This window comes from Verrucomicrobiia bacterium (assembly GCA_035946615.1).
Classification (GTDB): domain Bacteria; phylum Verrucomicrobiota; class Verrucomicrobiia; order Limisphaerales; family UBA8199; genus DASYZB01.
The window spans coordinates 41123-63650 of record DASYZB010000055.1; the positions used below are offsets into that span (position 1 = coordinate 41123).

Annotated in this window: 19 protein-coding genes; 6 read left to right on the forward strand and 13 right to left on the reverse strand. The window is 58.2% G+C overall.

The window, feature by feature from the left end:
* Positions 1–43 precede the first annotated feature (43 nt).
* From VG146_09065 to VG146_09090, 6 genes are read left to right on the forward strand one after another with little or no spacing between them, the layout of a single operon-like run.
* Positions 44–982, forward strand: a complete 939-nt coding sequence (locus VG146_09065) for an ROK family protein (protein HEV2392498.1) — start codon at positions 44–46, stop codon at positions 980–982.
* Positions 979–1809 (forward strand): SIS domain-containing protein, encoded by an 831-nt coding sequence (locus VG146_09070; GenBank protein ID HEV2392499.1) that lies wholly within the window; start codon positions 979–981, stop codon positions 1807–1809. The genes VG146_09065 and VG146_09070 overlap by 4 nt, the downstream gene beginning before the upstream one ends.
* Before the next feature lie 40 nt (positions 1810–1849).
* Complete coding sequence (locus tag VG146_09075; protein ID HEV2392500.1) at positions 1850–2905, forward strand: methionine synthase; 1056 nt, start codon at positions 1850–1852, stop codon at positions 2903–2905.
* A gap of 8 nt (positions 2906–2913) precedes the next feature.
* Positions 2914–3777 (forward strand): MBL fold metallo-hydrolase, encoded by an 864-nt coding sequence (locus VG146_09080; protein HEV2392501.1) that lies wholly within the window; start codon positions 2914–2916, stop codon positions 3775–3777.
* 57 nt (positions 3778–3834) lie between these two features.
* Positions 3835–4908 carry a Gfo/Idh/MocA family oxidoreductase gene (locus VG146_09085; GenBank protein HEV2392502.1) on the forward strand — a complete coding sequence of 358 codons (1074 nt, stop codon included), beginning with the start codon at positions 3835–3837 and terminating at the stop codon, positions 4906–4908.
* The gene (locus VG146_09090) at positions 4905–6017 is read left to right on the forward strand and encodes a Gfo/Idh/MocA family oxidoreductase (protein ID HEV2392503.1); all 1113 of its coding nucleotides are present in this window, start codon (positions 4905–4907) and stop codon (positions 6015–6017) included. The genes VG146_09085 and VG146_09090 overlap by 4 nt, the downstream gene beginning before the upstream one ends.
* A 359-nt stretch (positions 6018–6376) precedes the next feature.
* On the opposite strand, the gene VG146_09095 is transcribed toward VG146_09090, so the two are convergent.
* The 13 genes from VG146_09095 to VG146_09155 form a co-directional block, all read right to left on the reverse strand.
* A complete protein-coding gene (locus VG146_09095) occupies positions 6377–6901 on the reverse strand; it encodes a hypothetical protein (protein HEV2392504.1) in 525 nt (174 codons plus the stop codon).
* Positions 6898–7689, reverse strand: coding sequence for a hypothetical protein (locus VG146_09100; GenBank protein ID HEV2392505.1), 792 nt, complete (start codon positions 7687–7689; stop codon positions 6898–6900). The genes VG146_09095 and VG146_09100 overlap by 4 nt, the downstream gene beginning before the upstream one ends.
* A gap of 7 nt (positions 7690–7696) precedes the next feature.
* On the reverse strand, positions 7697–9973 hold the full coding sequence (locus tag VG146_09105; protein ID HEV2392506.1) for a hypothetical protein: 2277 nt from the start codon (positions 9971–9973) through the stop codon (positions 7697–7699).
* A 15-nt stretch (positions 9974–9988) separates the two neighbouring features.
* Positions 9989–11689 carry a peptidoglycan-binding protein gene (locus VG146_09110; GenBank protein HEV2392507.1) on the reverse strand — a complete coding sequence of 567 codons (1701 nt, stop codon included), beginning with the start codon at positions 11687–11689 and terminating at the stop codon, positions 9989–9991.
* A gap of 66 nt (positions 11690–11755) precedes the next feature.
* Positions 11756–12400 (reverse strand): LysM peptidoglycan-binding domain-containing protein, encoded by a 645-nt coding sequence (locus tag VG146_09115; GenBank protein ID HEV2392508.1) that lies wholly within the window; start codon positions 12398–12400, stop codon positions 11756–11758.
* Positions 12401–12414: 14 nt separating this feature from the next.
* Positions 12415–12819: a carboxypeptidase-like regulatory domain-containing protein gene (locus VG146_09120; GenBank protein HEV2392509.1), complete on the reverse strand. Its 405-nt coding sequence runs from the start codon at positions 12817–12819 to the stop codon at positions 12415–12417.
* Between the two features lie 13 nt (positions 12820–12832).
* Positions 12833–14896: a type VI secretion system tip protein TssI/VgrG gene (tssI, locus tag VG146_09125; GenBank protein HEV2392510.1), complete on the reverse strand. Its 2064-nt coding sequence runs from the start codon at positions 14894–14896 to the stop codon at positions 12833–12835.
* 82 nt (positions 14897–14978) lie between these two features.
* Positions 14979–17684, reverse strand: coding sequence for a type VI secretion system ATPase TssH (gene tssH, locus VG146_09130; GenBank protein HEV2392511.1), 2706 nt, complete (start codon positions 17682–17684; stop codon positions 14979–14981).
* A 47-nt stretch (positions 17685–17731) separates the two neighbouring features.
* On the reverse strand, positions 17732–18748 hold the full coding sequence (gene tssG, locus VG146_09135; protein HEV2392512.1) for a type VI secretion system baseplate subunit TssG: 1017 nt from the start codon (positions 18746–18748) through the stop codon (positions 17732–17734).
* Positions 18712–20586 carry a type VI secretion system baseplate subunit TssF gene (gene tssF, locus VG146_09140; protein HEV2392513.1) on the reverse strand — a complete coding sequence of 625 codons (1875 nt, stop codon included), beginning with the start codon at positions 20584–20586 and terminating at the stop codon, positions 18712–18714. The genes tssG and tssF overlap by 37 nt, the downstream gene beginning before the upstream one ends.
* Complete coding sequence (tssE, locus tag VG146_09145; GenBank protein HEV2392514.1) at positions 20579–21079, reverse strand: type VI secretion system baseplate subunit TssE; 501 nt, start codon at positions 21077–21079, stop codon at positions 20579–20581. Before tssE ends, tssF begins: the two co-directional genes overlap by 8 nt.
* A 28-nt stretch (positions 21080–21107) precedes the next feature.
* Complete coding sequence (locus tag VG146_09150) at positions 21108–21902, reverse strand: type VI secretion system accessory protein TagJ (protein HEV2392515.1); 795 nt, start codon at positions 21900–21902, stop codon at positions 21108–21110.
* Between the two features lie 87 nt (positions 21903–21989).
* Positions 21990–22472, reverse strand: coding sequence for a type VI secretion system tube protein Hcp (locus tag VG146_09155; GenBank protein ID HEV2392516.1), 483 nt, complete (start codon positions 22470–22472; stop codon positions 21990–21992).
* Positions 22473–22528: the final 56 nt, after the last annotated feature.

Here is a 22528-nt window from a genome sequence, read left to right on the forward strand (position 1 = left end):
CGGGAGACAGACGCTCCGAATGGCGGTTGATCAAACTGTGGTAATGAAACTTCCGCGGCGGACCCATAATTGGCGGGAGAAGTACGGCATCGGGTTGGATGTCGGATGCGCGAGCATCAAGGGTGTGGCGATAACACACCAAGGAAAGGTGCTGGCTAGAGTCGCATTGCCCACGCAGGATACCGGCTCGACGCGATGGCGGCTGAACATACGGCGGGCACTCGAACAATTGCAAACAGCGGTCAGGTCTGAGCCGGCCTGGATTGGTTTAGGGGCGCCCGGGCTGCCGGGGCCGGAGCGCCGGTGCATTGACTTTATGCCGGGGCGGCTTCGCGGTATTGAAGGCTTGATTTGGCAGGATTTTTTGAGGGCCAAGTGCGGGGTCCCGGTTTTGAACGATGCGCAAGCGGCTCTCTTGGGCGAGGTGTGGCGCGGGGCGGCCCGCAGGGCGCGCAATGCGCTCCTGCTGACTCTGGGGACGGGGGTGGGGGGCGCAGCATTGGTGGATGGCCGCCTGCTGGGCGGCCATATTGGCCGGGCCGGGCATCTGGGCCATATTTCGCTGAACCCGCATGGCGAGCGCGATGTGGCAAATACTCCCGGCAGCCTGGAAGGGGCGATTGGCGATTGCACCATCGAGGGGCGAAGCCATGGCCGCTTCAAAACCACTGGCGCCCTTGTTGCAGCCGCGCGGGCAGGCGACTCTGAAGCGCGCCGGCTTTGGCTGGAGTCGGTGCGGGCCCTGGCAGCGGGACTTGTCTCGTTGATCAACGTGCTCGACCCCGAGGTCGTGGTGTTGGGAGGCGGCATTGCCAAAGCAGGTCCGGCTCTCTTCCGGCCACTGGGACGGTTTCTCAGCGAATTTGAGTGGCGTCCCGGCGGCGCCAGGGTGATGGTCCGTCCGGCCAGGCTGGGTGATTGGGCCGGAGCGTTTGGCGCGGCATGGAATTCAATGAAATCGAATTGTCTCGAAATAAAATGACAAACCACAAACAACAGCCGGGTCCGGCTGGCGAGTATCTCCGTCTGGCGCATGGTTTGGTGAACGCTGTCGAGGGACAGCTTCCGGAAATCCGGCAGGCAGCGGAATGGTTTGCGCAAAGCATCCTGGCCGGGCGGATGGTGCACGTCTTTGGGGCAGGCCACAGCCGCATCATGGTCGAGGAGATGTGGCCACGGTATGGGTCGTTTCCGGGTTTTAATCCCATCGTCGAGCTCTCATTGAGCTTTCATAACCTGGTGGTCGGCGCCAACGGACAGCGCCAGGCCATGTTTCTGGAAAATGTTTCCGGCCTCGCGGAGCGCATCCTGCGCAATTTCGGGCTCAGCTCGAAGGATTCGGCTCTGGTGATCTCTTCAAGCGGCTGCAATGTCGTGCCGATCGAGATGGCCGAGGCCTTTCGCAAACACGGGCTCAAGGTGGTGGCCATTATCAGCCGGCTTCACTCCGAAGCCAGCCCATCAAAACATTCCGCCGGCAAGAAGCTCCAGGATTTTGCCGATCTGGTGCTCGATACCGGCGCGCCTGCGGGCGATGCCATGGTCCGCGTGCCGGGCCTCGATACGCCGGTCTCACCGGGTTCGACGATAGGCGGTTGTCTGCTGGTCAACGCCATGAAAGCCGAGGTCGCGGCACGATTGACGGCTGCAGGCCAGCCCCCCAAAGTGCTGACGGGCGCGGCGATCGTCGGCGCAAAACGCGCAGCCGAGGTTTTTGAAACAGCCTACGACGAGCATGCGCACCGCATCGCGAGGCTCTATGAGGGGGCTGGCAGGGAGCAAGGATGGAACCCCAGGAGACGCCGTTGAGACCTGGCCGCAAAGGAACGCAAAGAACCCGAAAAACGAAATGAACCACAACCCGCTGCGCACATCTGTTATTGGCAGCTATCCGTTCCCTGGCTGGCTGGAGTTCGCGTCCCAACACCTGGATCAGTTCGGCTCGGCTGATGTTGCCGAGGTTCAGGAGGACGCCGTGATTTGCGCCATTCACGATCAAACGGCAGCCGGCCTGGATGTGATTACCGATGGCGAGCAAACGCGGCTTGATTTCAATCTTTCATTTTATGGGTTCCTGGAGGGCATCGAACTCGAGGGCGCCTCGCCGCGCCGGTTTGGGCCGCCCGCCCATGACCAACGAGGCAAACACCGGGTCACTGACCCATTGCGGGCGCCGCGGGGTCTGGGGGTAGTGGATGAGTTCAGACGTCTCAATCGCCTCTATAATCAGACGCACCATGAGAGCAATGAAGAGCCCACGCTCAAGGCCAGCGTTCCCGGCCCTTACACCTTGAGCGGTCGATTGGAACCCAATAAGCAGTATGCAGATCGCTGGGCGCTCACGGAGGCCCTGCTGCCGATTGTGCGCGGCGAGCTTGAAGCTCTCGTCGCGGCCGGATGCCGTGAGGTCAGCGTGGATGAGCCCTCGATGAGCTGCTATGCCTGCCGGGAAGAGCCAAAACGTTTTGTCGATATATTCAACCGGACGGTCGAGCCGGTGGCGGGCAAGATTCGCCTTTGCACCCATCTCTGTTTCGGGAATTACAAGGCCCGCGCGGTCGGCCCAAGGCGCATTGCCCCGATGTTCCCTGCATTTCTGGATTTTAAATGCGACGAGATGCACCTGGAAATGGCCAGCCGCGAGTTTGCGGAGATCGAATTGATCCGGCCAATCGCGGCGCGCATGGATGTGGCGGTGGGAGTTGTGGATGTGAAAAGCTATTATGTGGAAACGCCCAGCGATGTGGCAGACAGAGTGCGCTTGTGCCTCCGGCACGTCTCCCCCGAGCGGCTCGTGCTGGCCCCCGACTGCGGTCTGAGCCAGACGGCTCGCTGGGCGGCCAAGGCGAAATTGGCCAGCCTGGTTGCCGGCGCCCGGCTGGTGCGCAAGGAGCTTGGGATTTGATTGGCTCGGTGAAAGCCCCGTTCCAGAAAGACGCTGTCTTGCTGGCCGACATCGCCGCTGCGCGCAAGCGTGGGGCGGCGCGGCTCTGGTGGCTTGGTCAGAGCGGGTTTTTGCTGCATACCGAAGGCCGGACGGTCCTGATGGACCCTTACCTGTCAGACTCATTGACCAGGAAGTACGCCGGGACTGACAAGCCGCATGTTCGGATTACAGAACGCGTGATTGCCCCGGAGAAGCTTCAGGCAATTGATGTGATCACCAGCAGCCACAATCATACCGATCATCTGGATGCTGAGACGCTCTTGCCGCTGCTGGAAGTCAACCCAAAGGCCCGGCTGGTGATTCCTCGCGCCAATCGCGGGTTCGTTCTGGAGCGCCTGGCTGGCGCGCAGTATTCCGGGGCTGGCGGAATGCCAATCTCGGAGCGGTTGATCGAGGTCGATGCCGGCCAAACCGCGGCTGCTTGCGGCATCCGAGTCACCGGGATACCGGCCGCGCATAACAGTGTCGAGCGAGACCAGCAGGGCCGTTGCCGATTCCTGGGATTCGTCCTCCAGGCGGGCGGCTTAACTCTCTATCACAGTGGCGACACCCTGTGGCACCAGGGGCTTGTTGCCGCGCTCGAACCGTTCGCGTTGGATGTGGCGCTGGTTCCGATCAATGGAAACAAGCCGGAGCGCCGGGTCGCGGGGAATCTCAACGGTATCGAGGCCGCGCAATTGGCAAAGGAGGTGGGCGCCAGGCTCGCGGTGCCGCACCACTTCGATCTGTTCGCGTTTAACACCGTCTCTGCGGATGAGTTCGAGGCCGAGTGCCGCCGCCTGGGCCAGAACTTTCGCACTCTCAGAAATGGGGAGGGCCTGGACCTATGACGTCAGGCATTCATTGGCAGATTAAGGGTGTAGTTCATGTTAGGGACTCCTCAATATATGAAACTGCGTGTTGCCGGAATCAATTTTGACCACATGCACATGGGCGACTTGTTGCGGATGGCCTTCGAGCATCCCGCCGCCGAGATCGTGGGCATTTGCGACCAGGCCCCTGCTCGCATGCGCGACGCAGTCCGCAATTTTCGAATCCCTGCGGAGCGCGTGTTTCGGGATGTGGAGGATTGCCTCGAAACCGCAAGACCGGACTTGGTCATCCTTTGCCCGGCAACCGCAAAGCATGCGGAATACGTCGAGCGAGTCGCGCCGTATGGGGCGCATTTGCTGGTTGAGAAGCCCTTTGCGGCCAGTGTCGAAGAAGGGGACCGGATGATTGCGGCCGCGCGGAACAATGGCGTTATGCTGGCGATTAACTGGCCCTTGCGTTGGGTGCCGAGCCATTGCACGGCTTATCGGCTCTTGCAGCAAGGCCTCATCGGCCAACTCGAGGAGGTTCATTATTACGATGGCAACCGCGGACCGCTTTGGCACACAGCCGACAAAATCGAGGTGCGCCCGACTCCGGCCAGAAAACGCAAGAGCTGGTTCTACAAAAGAGCCCTGGGAGGCGGTTCATTGCTGGATTACCTCGGCTACGGCACGACTCTAGGCGCGTGGTATCACGGGGGCGCCCGGCCTATCGAGGTCACCGCTGTAACCGATCTGCCCAACGGTCTGGAAGTCGATGAACACAGCATCACCATCGCGCGTTATGCCTGCGGCCTTTCAAAGTTCGAAACGCGCTGGGGGACTTTCACAGACCCTTGGGTTAAACAGCCTCAGCCGAAATGCGGATTTGTGCTCAAGGGAAGCGAAGGGAGCATCAGCAGCTACGATTATGAACCGACCGTGCGGATCCAAACGCGAAAACATCCGCGAGGCAAAGACGTGCCGGTGGACAGACTGAAAGCGCCTTTCCAGAATCCTATTCAATACTTTATCGACTGCATCCGGCTCAACCGCACGCCGGAAGGGCCGCTCTCACCTGAGATTTCCCGAATTGGCCAGGAGATTGTCGATGCGGCCATGCTAAGTTCCAGGCTCAAGAGGACCGTCGCTTTGAGCCAGGCGCCATGAAAAAGCTGCCCAAGCCCAATTATGCCCTGGAAGCCAAGGCTGTGACACGCCGCTTTCCGGCCCCACAGTTGCCTTATCAGCCGGGCCGGCCCAAACAGCGGCACCCCATCGGGCTCATTGGCTGTGGTGGGATTACGGCAAAGCACCTGGATGCCTACCGCGCTGCAGAGTGGGAAGTGGTCGCCCTCTGCGATCGAGTCGAGGCTGCCGCCCGTGCGCGGCGAGACGAGTTTTATCCAAACGCCGTGATTTGCGCCGATTACCGCCGGCTTCTCGAGCGTCCGGATATTGAGGTAGTGGACATCGCGCTGCACCCTGAACCGCGGGTCGCAGCTATCAAGGCAGCCCTCCAAGCTGGCAAACACGTCCTGAGCCAAAAACCTTTCGTTCTGGACCTGGACATCGGGGAACGGTTGGTGCGGTTAGCGCAGGATACGGGGCGCAAATTGGCCGTAAACCAAAACGGGCGTTGGGCGCCCTATGTGAGCTACATCAATCAAATCATTCGCACGGGGCTGATTGGCGAGGTGCAGTCGGTTTCCATGCGGCTCAATTGGGACCATACCTGGATACGGGGCACCCCTTTCGAAGCCATCCATCACGTGGTGCTGTATGACTTTGGCATCCACTGGTTCGACATGTGCTCGCTATTCTTCCGAGGCGCAGCCGCCAAATCCGTCTTTGCGGCGATCGCATACGCGCGGAACCAGGAACTCAAACCGCCGATGCTGGGCGTCGCGACCGTAGTTTTTGATGCCGGAACGGCCAGCCTGAGCTTTGATTCCCACTCGAAGTTCGGACCCGAGGAAGCGTTTGTCATCACAGGCTCTGGTGGGACAATCCGGGCGCGAGGGCCCGTCTGCGCAGCCCACGACATCACCCTCTTTACGAGGCGTGGTGTGGCCAAACCCAAGCTGGAAGGCAAATGGTTCAACGACGGTTTTCGCGGGGCGATGGCCGAGTTGCTCTGTGCTATCGAAGAGGAGAGGGAGCCTTCGAACTCAGCCCGCGAGAACCTGCAAAGCCTGGCCATTTCATTTGCCGCAATGCATTCGGCCAACACGGGCCGCAGCCAAATCCCAGGCCGTGTGCGGCAATTGCGCAACTGAGTTTAACATAGCCTCCGTTTCTGCCCGAGGACCCGCCCGCCAATGGCTTTCATTTCTTCCGCTGTGTAAGTTCGTTGCCGTTAGGACGCTCCCCAGATTCGACCAGTTTGTTTGGCCAGGTGAAGCTATGAATTGGATTTGATAACTCTGCCCGGCGACGGCGCCGACAGCGCGGCGAGTCGGCAGGGGAGAGGGAGAACCATCGGCAGATTAAAGAGGTAGTTCACGTTAGGGACCCCTCAATATCCCTCAAGCGTCGCTGCGCGACGCAAATAAATCGGCGGGCAATTCTCCGTGGGCCAAGGCCCACGGCTACCTTCAGTCATCGCTACGCGATGAGAGGGCCGGGCCAAACCGATTCACGTTCGAGTGGTGCTCGCGGGGAGAGGAATTAATTTAAAATACTTGGACCCAACCGCCGCGGGCTGAAGACCCTCGGACCGGAAGAGCTCAGTCAATTGGTTCAGGAGCTCGCCGGCGCTCAATTGGCCATCGCGATGGTACTCGATGCCCGAGTCCGCTTTTGACGCACGTTTGAGCAGATGCCAGCGGGTCAATCGGCCGTCTGAGAACTCATCGAGCCATTGAGCCGCGCCTTTTTGGGCCGGCAACGGCTCGCGCCCGGTCAATTCCGAGAACATCAGCAGCGCCTTGGACTTATTGTTGGGGTCAACAAACGCGGTCAGTCTTTGGTTAGGTTCCAAGCCCTGGCGCAAGGTGATGGGTTTGTTGCGAGGGCCTGGCCCGGGTTCGTGCATCCAAGCCGAGCTGAGCAGGAAAGCGGATAATACAGCCAGAGCTATCAATCCCACGGCCAAAGTTGCGCCCCGGCGGCCTGTCACTACTGGGCTGTTGCAGAGTGCGAATGACCAATAGGTTCTCATCCGAGCGGGCTTTTGCCCGAGGCTATACTCAGCCCCATAGCAATGAAGGGATGCTGCTGCTGAAAGGCGTGGGCCTGGACGGCGGGGGGCACGGTCGGGGCGGGCGCCTGCGGCGCTTGGGGCGGCGCCACCTGTGGGGCTTTCAAGGAGGGCAGCGCGGCGGTGGGCGCTTTCAGGCTGGGGACTTGGGCTTTAGGGGCCGCCAGAGCCGGGTTGGCGTGGATGGACGAGGACATGAGCACTGAGGCAGTCACTGCGTGGGGCGTCATGCGCGGCAGTGCCGCAGCGCCCGAGGCCGCCCCCGAATCGGCGGGCGCTGAAGGTTGCGACCAGGCTGCTCCTTGAGCGGCCCAGGCCCCGGGGCCGCTAAAATTCGTCTTAGCGGCCGCCGCTCCAGCCGCCGCTTTGTTCGCCGGCGTCGGGCTTTTGACCCAGGCCTGGGCGGCCTTCATAGCATGCACGTCCTCAGCCGGTAATTTGTCGGAAACCTTTTCCGCGCTTTGGGTCGCCCAGTGCACGCCGTCACGGTCGGGCATCCCGTGCGCGAGGGTTTTCACCATGTCATTCCCCAAGTGATGATCCTGCAAGGCCTGCAAATGCTGAGCCGGCGTTTGCTGCGGAGTGAGCAGGGCCTGGGCTGCGGGGCTGAGCTGGGAATGCTGGGCGATCTGCGCCGCCGTGGGCGCAGAAATTTTTGGCAGTTGCGCCGGCACGGGCGGTGCCTGAACAGGTTGGACCTTGGGGACCGGCGGGCTTTGTGGTTTGAAAGGGTTTGTAAAGAATGCCATGGAGGGTTTATTGCCGCTCTATTTTCATGTGGGCATTGATGTGCAGCACGACACGCACGCCCCCCTCGACTGTGTTTTGGGCCAGGCCATCCGCGTCTGCGATGTACTGCAGAGGCGTCGTCTCAAGGCGCAGATCAAAATCCTTTGATTTTTCATCCGGCTTCATGAATTGAACAACGTCGCGCATGACAACCTCGCGGCCTGTGGGGCAACCGATCAAAGCCGAGGCATCCTGCGAGCCCGCCGAATCACCAAGGGTTATCGGATCGTTCTCGTTATTGAACAACGGCAGGATTTTTGTGAACATTTCGCGCGCTACAGCGGAGGCAACATCCGAGTCCTTCTGATCGATGTGCTCTTTCCATTTAACCTCCTTTCGCGATCCGGTGAGCAAATCCAGCATCTCCCCACTCAAATCCTTAACCCAACCGGGACTGACTTTGCCAATTGCGCTGGTGAGAGGAGCCTTTGCCGACGCTGCCAATTGCTTGAGCTGGTCAGGCGTCATGAATTGGAAGATGCCTCCGACCCGCAGCGTGCGATCCTTGGTTGCGATGTTCTGGCCAGGTAACTCGGGTAACTTGGCTGGGTTCTTCTCCATCGCCTCCCCATAACCATTGCGGTCCAATCCGTGTACCTCGACGCGGAGCACACCGTCATCGGGCACGAACTGGGTGAGGCGCGGGTCCGACGAACTGATATCAATGTCTAGCTCTTTCTTGCCTTCCAACGGGGCAAAGAGGAAGCGGCCATTGACCCCGATGTTCATTCGAACATTATCAAAGCCATGGTGAAAGTTGATCGCTTTCCAATCAAAGGTGACCTTCTTGACCAAATCCGCCTGAGTCCCTGTGGGGTCGAACCAGCCGAAGGAGGCACAGAACCCGTACGCAGTCGCGGAGGAATTCACTTTAGATAACTCGACGGTGATCCGGACCTGGCGCTGGCGAGGTTTATTGGGATCGGCGATTTCAAGAAGCTCGAGCTTGGGCTTGAGATTCTGATCGAATTGAATGTCTCCGCCAAAGAATTCGCTGCCGGTTGGCAGGCCGAAGGGCGCCATCTCGAGGTCCATCAGCAACGTAGGGCGCAAAACGACATTGTTAGCCGGGAACTCGGGGGTATGGCCGATAGGCCATTTCAAGTCCACCGGGTCGAATGCTTCCGGCAGGTCCATCACGAAGGTATAGTCCTTGTCATTAAATCTCACTGCGCATTCGGTGTCTTTTTCACCCTGGCCCGCTGTGCCGAAATCCAGGTAGCCGCCCTTTTTGCACGCAAAGAAAAGGAAACGTGTGGCGGGAGTGGCGTGCTCGTTTTCCTGGAATTTGAATCCCTCGTACCGGGCTGCGGCAAAAGCTTTGACCGGGTGAAGTTGAGTCGGCATAAGGCCCTCGTTCTCACCTTTTTTCTCCAAGCTTGTCGTGTGGACGCAGTCATACACCCAGCGTCCACAAGCCCAGAAGTAGTCGCCCGCTGTGGGCCAGAACGGCCACTTGGGATGAAAGAAGGCGCCCGGCAAACGCGGTTGCCCACCCCGATCGCCCGGTAAAACCCCGAAAGCACCCAGGTCAATCAGGCAAGCGATGGAATGAATGCCTCCGCTTCCTACCCTGTCCGGGTGATTAATATCGGTCGCCAGCGATAACTTGTGCGCCTCAGCTTCGTCGATCGCCTCCTCCTCGTCCGGTGTGGCCCTATTTCCAAGCCCCAGCACATAGGCATACCCATCAATTGGCGCGACATCAAATGCCCAGGGATACCAGCGGTTCCACTGAATATACGGTATGGCTCGCATCAATTGAAAGCTGTCCCGCAGCAGTCCTTCGACCTCGCGCTCCACTTCCTTGCCCTCCTTGTTATCAAACTGCGGTCCATAATCTTTTCGGTCCACAGGCACCCAGGCGGGAATCGATTTGATATACTTGCCAAACAGGGCGCCCTCTACGGTATCGCTGATCAGTTTTGCTAGTTTCTTCTCCAAATCCCCTTCTATCTGTTTGGCTTGTTTGCTGAAGGCTCCCAGAATGCCCGTGATAATTTTCGGCAAAAGCTTTCCGATTGGGCCTGTTAATACGCTGACAATGGTATCCACAAGCCCATTGGCCAAAATGTCGGCCAAGGCGTCTGTCTTGAAATCGCTGGGGGCTCGCGCTCCGCAGCGATAACCTTTGCCCGAAGCCGGTTCCCGTTCCTTGTCGAACTGGTCGGATTGGACCCGATGGAACAATTGCTGGTGGTGGTCGTCCCAGGGCTTCTTCTCGTTATCCAAATCTTTTAGCATGAGCAATTCCTGTACTCAGGGCCGCGACTTTGCCGCCCCGGGTTGATCCGCCTTGGCTGGCGCCTTTTTGCCTTCTTCGTCGTCGGGCAAAGTGTCATGGACATCTCGCAACCGCTGCCGCGTGTCCTTATCCAGCACGCCGTCGCCTTTGCCCACCTTCTCGTTCAACTGAAAAACGCGGACCGCCTCCTTCAGGTCATCATCGTTCCACTCGGCGAACTCGCCCGGCCCATAACCCAGGTTATAAAGCCGTTGCTTGGCCGCCAGCTTAACCGTTTCATCGACGGTTATGTTGTCTTTCGTGTTCATTTCCACGAGGTCCCCTGCCTTGAGGGTAAACTTCGAGAACTTGGCTTCGTCCGCTTGGGACTCATTTTGCTTTTCCTGTTTCTGCTCAGGTGTGACCCCTTTCGGGAGCGATTGGGTCACCTCGATTTTGAGTTCCATCGTTGTCTTATCATCAAAAACCGGCAGGCGAATCACGCCTTCGGCGTCGGTTTTGCCCCGAATGGTCGGAGCGGACGGCGTGTCGCCCATCGTGACAACAAACCGCTTATTGGCAAGCGGGTGGTCCTCCTTGCCAGGCAATGGGGGCTGGGTAAGGACGCGAATCACCCATTGTTTGACGATGCCTTCGCAAGGGGAATTGCCCGCAATCCCATGGTAAAAACGGCAAGCAAAGGTCGGCGTTCGGCGCACACCGGGATCCGTTGAACCGGCATTGCCTTGATTATCCTGATCGAAGCCGAACTTCTTATCGACTTCTGCGTCCGCTGCGCGTCGCTTGTCGCCATCCGACCAGAATCGCGCATGGCAGGCTTGGACTGCATCACCCTGGTTTACGTGCGGGCAGGGCCATTTCTTGGGGTCAATATGGCTGCCGGGTTTGAACAAAAAGGCAATCACCCGCCGGTTGATCTCATTGGCGGCGTCGCGGTCTTCTTTGCCTTTCTTCTTATCAGGCTCTGCGTCGAAATCGGCGAGTTTCTTCTTGGATAAAATCAGATTCGGATTGAACTCGCCGCAACCTTGCATATCGCCCTTGCGTTCTGTACCTGCCCCTCGCGCTAGAAAGTCATTGGTTTTATCCAGAGTGAAGGGTGTCTCTTGTCCTTTAGGGTCTTTTCGGACACAGATTTTGTCCATGTATGCCTTGATCAACTCCCGCCGGGTCTGCCCCGCCGGTGGAGGATTATCGGGGCCGTTGACTGCATCCTGCATTTTCTGTGTGATTTCCTTGCCCCAGACGTCGCCGCCGAATCCCTGGTCCATTAACTGTTCCCAGGTCTTCACATCCCGGATAAGCGTTGCGTACACGGCTTTGACTCGCCGCTGGCTCAGGACGCTGTTGTAATCATCGCGCCCGACCGGGTCGGCATGACCGAAGATTGACAGCGGCGGCTTTTCTTTCTCGCCGCTCCCGTCGGGTTGAAGTGATTCGGCCAGCGCATCCCGCATATCGGCCAGCTTGCCAAAGCCCTTTTGGGAGTCCGGGAAGAGCAGGAACGACGAATCAAAGTGAAAATGTTTGTCCGGCAGCGAGACGCACCCGACGACAATCAGCATCTCTTTAATGGTATTGAACGTTTTATCGTCAGGAAAAGATGGCGCGACGTGCCGGGGGAATTCAACCTGAACCGGATGGCTCGCCGCCACAACGTCCTGGCCCAAATCCAGCGAGATGGCCTGTTTTACCGGTTCCTGCTTATCTGGCATACTTTTCCTTATAGCCGCACTATTAGCTGCCGGTTTTCTCACCGACAATTCTCACTCGCATCCGAACTACACCCCGTGTTTCTTTACAAGAACCTTCTGAGTTTTTTCCTCGTCACAAATGCCGGTCACTTTCAAGCCGTCGGCCTTGTGGTCGCACTGGAATTCTTCGACAGCCCAGCGAAATTGATCGGGGTTCGGCGTTTTGCTGAACCCGGCAAAGTATCCGAGGTTATTGAACCGATCCTGTTGTCCCGGGACCTCTTTGACCGGGTCCAACCCGCCTACCACAAGCGCTAAATCCAGGGCCGGGCTGTCTTTGGCTTTCAACTCCACCGTTTCATCCTCTTCGGTAATCTCGATTTCATAAAGGTCTTTTTGGGGGCTAACGTCACTCGGGCCGACAGCAGTTGTTGCTTCTAAAATTCGTTCGATGGGTTTCTCGCTTAAGTTCAGCAGCTTGACCCTCAGGACCAGTTCCTGGGCGCCGGTTTCAAAGAGGTGCTGCTTTTCGGTTGCGGCAGATTCTTCCCTTTTTTCCTTATCCGGGATAAAGACCTTGTCGCCCGGAAACAGGACATTCGGATTCTTACGCTTGTCCTTTAAATCCTGGTTCTCGGGGGCATCCCAAATGGTTTTATAATCGGCGAAACCGTAAGCACGGGCGATCTTGGAAAGATACTCGCCCTGAACGACTGTGTGATACGCGCCCATAATTGATCAAAGCTTCATTTAGGTTTCCACGCCTGTTTTTCCAGCCTGGGGAACGTGACCTTGCACGTCCCCGGGTCAATCCCATCTACCCTCGCAAAACCCTTCTCATCGAGTGTTCCTTCGGCGGCAGTCTTGCCATCGGGCAAGGTCACTTTATAGGCCTCGCCCGGGACCGGCTTGCCCTTTTTGTCCACCAGCTTGATTTCAATCCAGCTTTTCTTGTCTTTGGATGCATCGTCCGACTCTGAACCTTTGTGCGGTTTGGTTTGTGCCGAGCCATACTTTCCAGTCTGAGTTCGCCGTTGCTCCGCTTTAATTCTCTCGACCTCGCCAGGATCGGCCTTGTCGGCCTCCTCGGCTTTTCTCGGCTCTGCCGGTGAGACTGCCGAACCTGCGCTGCCGCTCTTTGGGCTTGGCATACGAGACGTCCGTTTAGTTGATCATGACCACGCCGCCCTTGAGCGTGAGCATGCCGTCGCCTTTCACCGTGGTCATCGGGCTCTTGATGTCGGCGGTGGCCGAAGATTGAATCGTCATCGGCGCGTCGGATTTGAGGTCCATTGTCGCGCTGGCTTCAATTTTAATCAAACCATCCGTCTTGAGGGCAATACCGTCCGCCGCAATGGCGATCGATGAACCTCCTACCTTAATGGTGACGTTGGTCATCCCTTCAATCACCACGTTGTCGGCTTTGAGGTAGTAATCGTTGGTGGTCTGCTCCGAGTGGGCACCCTTGAAAACTTCAATGACATCCCCGCCCACGGTCAGCGAGAGGCTGCCGTCCACGGCTTTAGCTTCTTTGCCGACCACCTTCAGGTGGCGGTCCTTGCCGATCTTTTCCATGTGGTCGGCATCCACGGTCTCGCTGCGGTTGTTCTCGACGTGTTCGACCTGGTCTTTTTTAACGATCAGGTGACGCTCGTTGCCGATAAACTCGTAGGCGTCGTTTTTGATGCGGATGTCCAGGTTCTTTTCGCCATGCATGAACACCTGCTCTTCGCCTTTCTTGTCCTCGAACCGGATTTCATTAAAGCCTTGGCCGCCCTTGCTGGAATTGGATTTGAAGGCAGAAACGGTTTTGAAATCGGGCAGTTTGTAAGGCGTGGCGGTCGTGGCGTTGTAAACCCGGCCCGTCACCAGGGGCCGATCGGGGTCACCTTCGAGGAAATCGACGATAACCTCCTGGCCGACTCGAGGCAGGCTGATGGCGCCCCAGCCTTTGCCCGCTGCGGGCTGGGAAATCCGCAGCCAGCACGACGAATTCTCGTCCACTTTCCCGTAACGGTCCCAATGAAACTGAACTTTGACCCGGCCAAACTCGTCCGTATCGATCTCTTCGCCTTTCTTGCCCACAACCATTGCCGTTTGAGGGCCTTGGACCACAGGCTTGGGGGTGATGCGCGCGGCGCGGAAAGGCTCTGCGGCAGCCATGGCGGTGAACGCGCAGGAGAAAAACTCCTCGCCCTTGCCAGCATTGCCCGATTCGTAGGCGCTGACGTTGGCCTGGTAGGACGCGCCGGTAATCAAGTACTCCCGGTCCTGGTCAGCGCGCGGATGGCCCTTGAGAGTAAATTTGCAGCCCGCTGCAACCCCGCGCACAGTGGCCTGAGCTCGCAGGATTTCGTGCTGCGCCTGCAATTCCTGGATGCGCAGTTTGGCATAGTCCTCGCCATCGCTGCGCACCTCGAACTCTCCAGGAAAATCAAAAATCTCGAATGAAGAGGAAGCATGTTTGCGCGCCACCGTATCATTGACAACAATTGGGGCGGCTGGAGTCTGGAAATAAAAATCGCTCAGCACGTAAGTTCCGGGCTGGACCTCCTGCTCGATGACCCAATCACTGACAGTTTCGGAAGTCTCCTCGTGTTGATGAGCCCGAGGCCGATAATTCATCGAGTCGTAGCCTGGATAGGGCGCGTGAGCCGAGCCCGAATCACCCAAGACCATGTTGTGTTTGCCGTTGTCGTGCTCGAAGAAATAATAAATACCCTCCTGTTCCATCAAACGGCTCACGAAATTGAAATCCGTCTCTCGATACTGAACACAATACTCCCACTCCGTATAAGTCCCCGTCAGGTTGAGCTTGTAGTCCTTGAAACCGTGGGTTTTAAAGACCTCCTCGATGATATCGGGCACTTTTTTCTTTTGAAAAATCCGGCAGTCAGCCGTGCGAGTCAGAAACCAGAGCCACGGCACCAACGTGGCGCGGTATTGGGCATAGTTCACCTGCCCCCTGGGCTGCTGCGAACCCTGGACAAAGCGGCTGACAAAGCCGTTGAAGTAGCGGGTCTTTTTATCCGGCAACTCGAGCCGGACGGTGGCGTTGGTGCCGACAATATCTTCAAATTTGACGCCAGTTTCGGTGCTGGCCAGGTCCACCTCGATCTGGAAGAGCCTCCCCAACTGTTCGCTCATCGAGAAGCGCTCCAGCAAAAGCTTGTCCTCCCCAAGATTGGTGCTAATGGCTAGAAAACGATTCTTTTGTGCAGCGGGCATGACGCTTGTTAGATAGCTGAATCCTGCTTAGATACCCGATTTCTCATGGTTGGGCAACACGATTTGTTCCACCTGGTTCCACCTAATCGAACGCAAAGGCGAAGTTCCCATCCTTGACCTCAGCATGGACGCGCTTGACTTCGCTGCCGGCGGCGAGCCTCGAGAGGAACTCACGGCCGATCTCGGGCAGCATGGTATTGGTGATCATGGCATCGACCATCCGCGCCCCCCGCTCCAATTCCGTGCACCGCTTCCCAATCAACTCGGGCACGCTCTCGTCATAGGTGAAGGGGACCCGGTGATTTTCGCGGACGCGTTTCTCGACGCGCGAGAGATTGAGTTTAATGATCCGCTGGAGCACCTCCTTGCTGATCGGGTAATAGGGCACCACAACCAACCGATTTAACAAGGCATCAGGAAACACTTTGATTAACGGGTTGCGCATCGCTTTTTCCAGGCCCTCGCCGTTGGGCATCAGGTCCGGGTCCTTGCACAGGTTAATGATCACATCCTGCGCTGCGTTGCTGGTCAGGATAATGATGGTGTTCTTGAAATCGATATAACGGCCTTCGGCGTCTTCCATCCAGCCCTTGTCAAATACCTGGAAAAATATCTCGTGGACATCCGGGTGCGCCTTCTCGACCTCATCCAGAAGCACGACGCTATAGGGCCGGCGCCGTACCGCCTCGGTCAGAACACCCCCCTCGCCGTAACCGACGTAGCCCGGAGGGGAGCCCTTCAGGGTGCTCACGGTATGGGCCTCCTGGAACTCACTCATATTGATTGAAATGAGGTTCTGCTCCCCGCCATACAGGGCTTCTGAGAGTGTCAGGGCCGTTTCGGTTTTGCCAGTCCCGCTGGGGCCGACCAGCATGAAAACCCCAATTGGCCGGTTGGGATTGTCGAGCCGGGCGCGGCTGGTTTGAATGCGGCGCGCCACCATTTCGAGTGCATACCGCTGGCCGATGACGCGCCGTTCCAGGATGTCCGCCAGTTTCAGGACCTGCTCGATTTCGTTCTTAACCATGCGGCCCACCGGGATTCCGGTCCAATCGGCCACGACACTGGCGATGGCATTGGCATCGACGCTGGGGAAAATCAGCGGTGACTCGCCTTGGAACTGTTTGAGTTTTGCTTGCAGCCCTTTCAGCTCGGAAAGCATCTGATCGCGTTGTTCGCGCGTAATGGCGTCCTTAGGGTCGGCGGGCTTCATATCATTGGGAGCCGCTTCGATCGTTGAGCCGGCCGCGCGCAGTTTGGCCCTTAAATCGAGAATTTGCGCCACGAGCTCCTTTTCCTCGCCCCAGTGCTTTTCGACTTGCGCCTGATTCTCCTTTTCCTCCTTGAGCGTTTGACTAATCTCCGCCAGCCGCCCCTGATGCTCCATCCCGGCTGCGGTTTCACGGTCCAGAATCCCCTGTTCCGTCTCGAGGGCCTGGATACGGCGCCGGCAATCGTCCAACTCCGGCGGCACCGCATGCTGGCTGACGGCTACCCGGGCGGCTGCCGTATCGATCAAGCTGACGGCCTTATCGGGCAACTGGCGCCCCGCTATATAACGATGCGACAGCTTGACGGCGGCTTCTATGGCCTCATCGAGGACCTGCACTTTATGGTGTTTCTCGAACGGAACCATCACCGCCCGCATCATGCGAATGCACTTGGCCTCGTCGGGTTCCTCGACCTTGACGACCTGAAAACGCCGAGTCAGCGCGGGGTCCTTTTCAATGTGCCGTTTGTATTCGTCCCATGTGGTCGCAGCAATCGTGCGCAGCGTGCCTCGAGCCAGGGCCGGTTTGAGCAAATTGGATGCATCCGCTGCGCCCCCGCCCCCGGCGCCAATCAGCGTGTGAGCTTCGTCAATGAACAGGATAACCGGTTTTGGAGAGGCCTGGACCTCATCAATCACACCCCGCAACCTCTGTTCGAATTCCCCTTTCATGCTGGCGCCGGCTTGGAGCAGGCCCACGTCCAGTGACCGTATCGTGACATCTTTGAGCGCCGGCGGCACGTCGCCCGCCAGGATGCGCTGAACGAATCCCTCGACCACCGCGGTCTTGCCCACACCAGCTTCGCCCGTAAGAATGGGATTATTCTGCCGCCGTCGCATGAGGATATCAACGCACTGCCGGATTTCCTCATCGCGCCCGACAATGGGATCGATCTCGCCCTTTCGAGCCTTTTCCGTCAGGTCAGTGGTAAAGCGCCGCAGCGCTTCCTGTTTGCCCATCTCCGCCGGCGGCAACGCTCCGCTGGCCTCGCCCGGGGCGGCGCCGGCAGTCATACCGGTGCCATCGCTGGCCCGCAGCGCGTCTTCGGGAGAGCCGCCCACAATTTTGGCAAAATTATCGGTTAGGGCCTCGAGTTTGATTTTCGCCAACTCACGTGAAATGGCCAGGAACTTGTGATGCATCTCGCTGCTCAAAAAGCCTACGATGAGGTGGCCGGTGCGGACCTGGTAATCGCCAAAGAGCAGTGTCCCATAAACCCAGCCCCGTTCGATGGCCAACGGGATGTCGGGCGAGAAGTCCGCAATGGCGGTGGCGCCGCGCGGCAGGCGGTCCAGAGTCGCGATCAGATCGGTCGCCAGCCGCGAGGGATCGATTTGGAAGAATTTAACGATGCGATGGATGTCGGAGTCCTGCAACTGCAACAACTGGTGGAACCAATGCGCGGTCTCGACGTACGGGTTGCCGCGCAGCTTGCAAAAGATGGTTGCCCCCTCGATGGCCTTATAGCCGAGGGTATTGAGTTTGCCGAATAAGGTGGTTCGTTTGATTTCAGCCATTGCAGGATGTGGTTAAAGTTTGCAGGTTTTACTGTTTATCATGCGCATTACTCAGGAGGGTTCAGAATCAAGTCATCGGCATCGCGGTCGAACGGCTGGGTCTTGAGCCAGGTCGTCCAGCCCAACCGGCCCGCTCTGCCGAGCGAGACTTCAGGCACTTCGGCAGCCTCGAGGACCATCTGAACGTCCCAGGAAAAATGTTCACCGCAGTAGTTAAGGACCCAGGCCCTGAGCCGCTTGAACGAGCCGCCCGAGGGCAGCATGCGTTCGTAATCGGCGAGCTTCATTGGCCCCATATGGACGCGAAAGCTGAGCTGGCATTCCCAGAAGCGTGAACCGACGATCGTTGTCAACCCGAGGCTGCCCGATTCTGGTGAATCGCCCAGCTTGCAAACACATTCGGGAGGGAGGTTAATCCAACGGCCAATGAATGTTTGCACCTCGGTTTTGATTTGGAAGAAAGCGGCCAGGATCGATTCGAGGCCTTCGGCATTGCGCGTTTGATAAGCCAAGCGCCCCGAGAAAAAGAGCTTTGCCCAGTCGGGCACCTCGTCGCGGGCCTGCAAGGCCTTCATTCCGATTCCAAAAAAGCTCCCAATAAACGCCGCATAATGCTGCGACTCCGGCCTGTCCAAATCAGCCGCCTTTTGATTATCAGCCCAGGCGCGGTAGAAGAGCGAAACCATGCGGTGATGGAACACATTAAAAAAAGCGGTCAATGTGCGGTCGCCAAAATTCAACTGCCGTTCATGGGCATATTCTGTGATGTGCAACGGGAGCGGCGAGTTGGGACCGAACAGGCCCATGAAATGCAGGTAAAGCTTCGGCGCTATCTGCGCGCCATCGCGCTGGAAGGATTCGAGCGTGGAGGGGGCAAACGCCAGCGAGGGATTCTGGCAGAAGCGGACCGCATCCTGGCCTGGGGTTCGGGAAAAACCGACCCGCGGCAGATCGCGCCGCCAGCTTTCGATCAGCCGCACAGCTTGGAAAAAATCAAAGCTGAAGGGCGCCTGTTCGAGCTGCGCGATTAAAGAATCTGGCGTTTGCCCATTTGTGACGGCCATCGCATGATCTCCCCTCGTTGCTGTGTCCTGATGACTGTCTCGGTGAAGGAATTCAACGAAACATACTTCGCCAGGAATTGCTCCAAAACGGCTCCCAGAATAAAGACACCGATGCCTTCGAAGGCGCTTTCATCGAAATTGATGGTCACTTCCAGACCGCGCGCGAAGCTCACAGGTCCCGGCGTCCTGACTCGGCGCAGAATAGGCCGCGATGTAATGTTGAGCACCCCTTCAATCTGGCGGCCAATCTGCCGGTCGTTAGCTGGGGCGTATAGCTTGAGAATCTCCCTCAAGCCGGTGGCTCCTCCGTCCGCTTGTGAATCAATCAAAGACAGATAATTCAACGAGAGATGGCTGATCAGGCGCCAGGAAAAACGCCCTTCAGCCTGCGAGGGGATAGGCAACGTCGGGCCGGAAATGCAGCGAACGGCTGTGACCGGCGCATTGATGTCCATGGTGAAATCAGTGCGGCCCTGGCCTACGGCCATCTGGATAGGCAGGTGGCGGTTAGTGCAGAGGGCTTTAACACCGAGTTGCCTCAACTCCGGGTGATACGGCGCCGAGGTCGCATCTACCAGCGACAAGTAAGCCTCCGTTCCGGCATAGGTCGAACGGCGTCCGAATTGCTTTTCTTTTGCAGTGAGCACGCGCGGAACGCGATTCGTGGTGAAAAAGGCCCCGGCGCTGATATCGGTGTCGCGGGCGAGGTAAAAGGGCCGGAATTCCTGCTCCGAACCGGGTTCGGCGCCGTAGCCGGTGACGGACTCGATTTCGAATATTTCAAAATCGAGCGGGCGGTTGTGGTCGGCCACCACATGGAACTCCGCAAACCGATTTGACAGATCAATCCGGTCCAGGTGTTTGGAAAACAGATTAATCGCCGGGGTGCAAAAGAGTTCGAAATTGGAGGCCTCGATACGCCCTTCCAGCCGGGTATCAGGCTCCTTCAAGATGATGACCAGGTCCAACTGGTCGCCGGTTGCGGGTTTAAGATGGCCGGCAAACCCGCTGAGCTCGAATGAACGGAAGCGTTGCGGGAATGCGAAATATTCTCGCAGCAATCGATAACCCTCGAAACTGCGCGCACCCGGAGGCAATAGGGCTTCATGGCTGCCAAAGCCCACCTGGCGGATGCTCTCTGAAGGCAGCACAGCGATGGTTTTGCCCCGCTCCTGCGGCAGTTGCAGCGCCAGCCCCGTTTTCCGCGCGAATATCTGCTCGTAAATCCATGAGGGCAACTCGTCGGCGCCCCGAAGGAAAAACTGCACGGGGTCCAGTTTGATATCCTTAAATGGGACGCCCGCGGTGGCTTGCAGCCGGATGCGAATGGCCGCTCGCGCCGCTATCTCCGGCGGGAGGTTCAGTTGCACCAGGTCGCGTGTGAAATAGCGGACCTCGATAATTTGCAGCGGGAGCAACCGCACGGCCTGAGCAGTCTGGAAGGTGCAGGCGGTCCTCTCGGCTTTGCCCAGGTTGCTCCGCAGCAGTGTGCCCCGGGGGATCACCAACCCCGGCGCCAACGCCGCATCATTCAGATCCGGGTCGAAATGAACAATCGCCATCGACGGGATGGGAGGCAGAAAATGCGGATAAACTGTCTCGAGCAGCGACTGCGTGAAGCGGGGAAACTCTGCATCGAGTTTGAGGTGGACCCGCGCGGCGAGCCAGGCAAACCCTTCGAGCAACCGCTCGACATAAGGGTCAGGACAGATTTCTTTAGCCTCCTTGTCCAAGGCGAGGCGCCCGGCTATCTTTGGGAACTCGCGGGCAAATTCTCCCGCGGTCTCGCGCAGGTGCCTGAGCTCGTTATTATAATGTTCTAGCAGCCGCTCATCCATTGGCCCCATCCCCCAGGACGCTCTGCCCGGTCTCCAGATCGATCTTCGTTTTGAGAAACAGTTTTTCGGGAATAGGGTTTGCCCAAATCTCGCCGTACATCTCGAAGGAGATGATATGCCGTTCCTGGGTGGCTTTCACGGTGAGGGTATGCCTCAATAAACGCGGTTCGAAGAGTTGAATCGCCTCGGATAACTGCCGCTCCAGCGCCTCCATATTCGGCGCGGTCAGCCCGCACAACTGGCGGGTGCCAAAGTTTATTACCGAGCGGCAGGCCTCCGGGTAATCACTCAACCGGAACTGGCCGGGGCCTTCCTCGGGCAGGTGCGCGCTGGCATTGAAAAGCCACTCCAGGTCACGCAGGACGCCCCGCTTGTAACGCTGCAAGGAGATGACTCGTTGGTTGCGGCTCTCTTCGGTCTTTGTGGGTTCTTCGTCCGTGAGCCGGTCCAGCAAGCAGGGTTGCAGTCGCTCCAATGGGGTCAGTTCAGCCATGGGTTTCTCAATCCGTGTTCAAGCCGCCTCAACCGGCGGGCGCCAGGTCGATAGTTCGGCACTCCAGCAGCGGAAATTCGCCGCTATCCGTGGCGAGCACGCGCTGACCCAAACCCCGGGCCCCGCCGCCTTCCTGCTCGGCCCAATCGGTCTTGCGCGCCAGGCGTAGTTGGCCGTCTTCGCAGTTTTCGGTGCCTGGATAGCGTGCGGGGATATGGCCGACACCTTCGCCGCCATTGGCCCAGACGAACTGGGCAGGAGCCCAGACCAAGTCACGCAAGTCAGTCGGCGGCTCAATGTACACCCGTTTGATGCGGCACACCGGCACCCAGTAGTACTTGCCTTCGATGTAGGCCTCCAGCATCGGGCCCAATCGCAGGTCCGCATCGGCCAGCCATTCGAAGGCCTGTTCGTTCACCTTGCCGGGTGTGGCTGGGGCTTCCTCGAAGGCGCGGTCCCGCAGTTCCTGCGCGGGTCCGAATTTGCCTTCGGAGGTCAGTGTGTTGGCCTGGACCAGCCATCCCATCCAAGGCAAGGGTTCCCCGAAGAGAATCGGCGTGTGTGTTCCGGCGAAAACCTGGGCTCGCAGCATCTCGCAATGGATTACTGGCCGGAACAGGTTCGCCAAAAGAAGGTGGTCTGAGCTAACTCCGGCCAGCACATCGAGCTGCGTGAGAGCCCGTTGCCACTGGCCCAATACACACAGCATCTGGAACAGAAACACCCGCCCCCGCCCATCCGCCGGATTGGCTCGCACCACTTCCTGCAAGGCGATTAACGACTCCTCCAAACGCCCCGCTTGAAGGAGTTCTTCGGCTTTCATAGGTATCCTGCCCGGCACACCTGCCAACAACACCCGGAGCTAAGCCCCGGACTTTTCCTGACTGCTCCGGCAGACCCAATGTCTGGACTATTCGTGGACGTTGGCGGCAATGTCCCAACTCATCGGGATAGCCGTTCCGGCCGCGCCCTTTGCATCCTGTGGCGTATAGTCCACATGCACCTTGGCAAAGTTCAATGTGACGTTTTCGGTCAGGCGGTCTTCACCGCCCGAGCCGCCGGTGGACACGGACGTGATCAACACCTCAGTAAGCTTGATTTTGATGTATTCGACCGGTTTTTCTCCCGCCTTGCGCACGGTCAGCAGCGCCTGGTCATAATGCTTGCCGTTACAACAGGCGAGCATCAGCTTGGGACTGGCCTTATCGACGTACTTGGTGAAACTAAGGTCCTGGACATTTACCTTGCCCGCCCCGGCGCCCCCACCGACATGAGCGGAGCCGGAATTGGACATTCCCCAGGACCACGCCAGCACATCAACTTCATTCTTGTGCTTGTGGTCCACCGCCTCGCCCTCTACGTCTCCAATTTTGATGAACATGTCAACGGCCATACTTATTTTCTCCTCTGTTTAGGTTTTGGTTTTTTGTAAATACACTAACCTGCCCG

Bases quoted from the DNA above. Each gene is read 5' to 3' on its own strand.
- VG146_09065 (HEV2392498.1), top strand. From the start codon at position 44: ATGAAACTTCCGCGGCGGACCCATAATTGGCGGGAGAAGTACGGCATC.
- VG146_09070 (HEV2392499.1), top strand. From the start codon at position 979: ATGACAAACCACAAACAACAGCCGGGTCCGGCTGGCGAGTATCTCCGT.
- VG146_09075 (HEV2392500.1), top strand. From the start codon at position 1,850: ATGAACCACAACCCGCTGCGCACATCTGTTATTGGCAGCTATCCGTTC.
- VG146_09085 (HEV2392502.1), top strand. From the start codon at position 3,835: ATGAAACTGCGTGTTGCCGGAATCAATTTTGACCACATGCACATGGGC.
- VG146_09090 (HEV2392503.1), top strand. From the start codon at position 4,905: ATGAAAAAGCTGCCCAAGCCCAATTATGCCCTGGAAGCCAAGGCTGTG.
- VG146_09095 (HEV2392504.1), bottom strand. From the start codon at position 6,901: ATGAGAACCTATTGGTCATTCGCACTCTGCAACAGCCCAGTAGTGACA.
- VG146_09100 (HEV2392505.1), bottom strand. From the start codon at position 7,689: ATGGCATTCTTTACAAACCCTTTCAAACCACAAAGCCCGCCGGTCCCC.
- VG146_09105 (HEV2392506.1), bottom strand. From the start codon at position 9,973: ATGCTAAAAGATTTGGATAACGAGAAGAAGCCCTGGGACGACCACCAC.
- VG146_09110 (HEV2392507.1), bottom strand. From the start codon at position 11,689: ATGCCAGATAAGCAGGAACCGGTAAAACAGGCCATCTCGCTGGATTTG.
- VG146_09115 (HEV2392508.1), bottom strand. From the start codon at position 12,400: ATGGGCGCGTATCACACAGTCGTTCAGGGCGAGTATCTTTCCAAGATC.
- VG146_09120 (HEV2392509.1), bottom strand. From the start codon at position 12,819: ATGCCAAGCCCAAAGAGCGGCAGCGCAGGTTCGGCAGTCTCACCGGCA.
- tssI (HEV2392510.1), bottom strand. From the start codon at position 14,896: ATGCCCGCTGCACAAAAGAATCGTTTTCTAGCCATTAGCACCAATCTT.
- tssH (HEV2392511.1), bottom strand. From the start codon at position 17,684: ATGGCTGAAATCAAACGAACCACCTTATTCGGCAAACTCAATACCCTC.
- tssG (HEV2392512.1), bottom strand. From the start codon at position 18,748: ATGGCCGTCACAAATGGGCAAACGCCAGATTCTTTAATCGCGCAGCTC.
- tssF (HEV2392513.1), bottom strand. From the start codon at position 20,586: ATGGATGAGCGGCTGCTAGAACATTATAATAACGAGCTCAGGCACCTG.
- tssE (HEV2392514.1), bottom strand. From the start codon at position 21,079: ATGGCTGAACTGACCCCATTGGAGCGACTGCAACCCTGCTTGCTGGAC.
- VG146_09150 (HEV2392515.1), bottom strand. From the start codon at position 21,902: ATGAAAGCCGAAGAACTCCTTCAAGCGGGGCGTTTGGAGGAGTCGTTA.
- VG146_09155 (HEV2392516.1), bottom strand. From the start codon at position 22,472: ATGGCCGTTGACATGTTCATCAAAATTGGAGACGTAGAGGGCGAGGCG.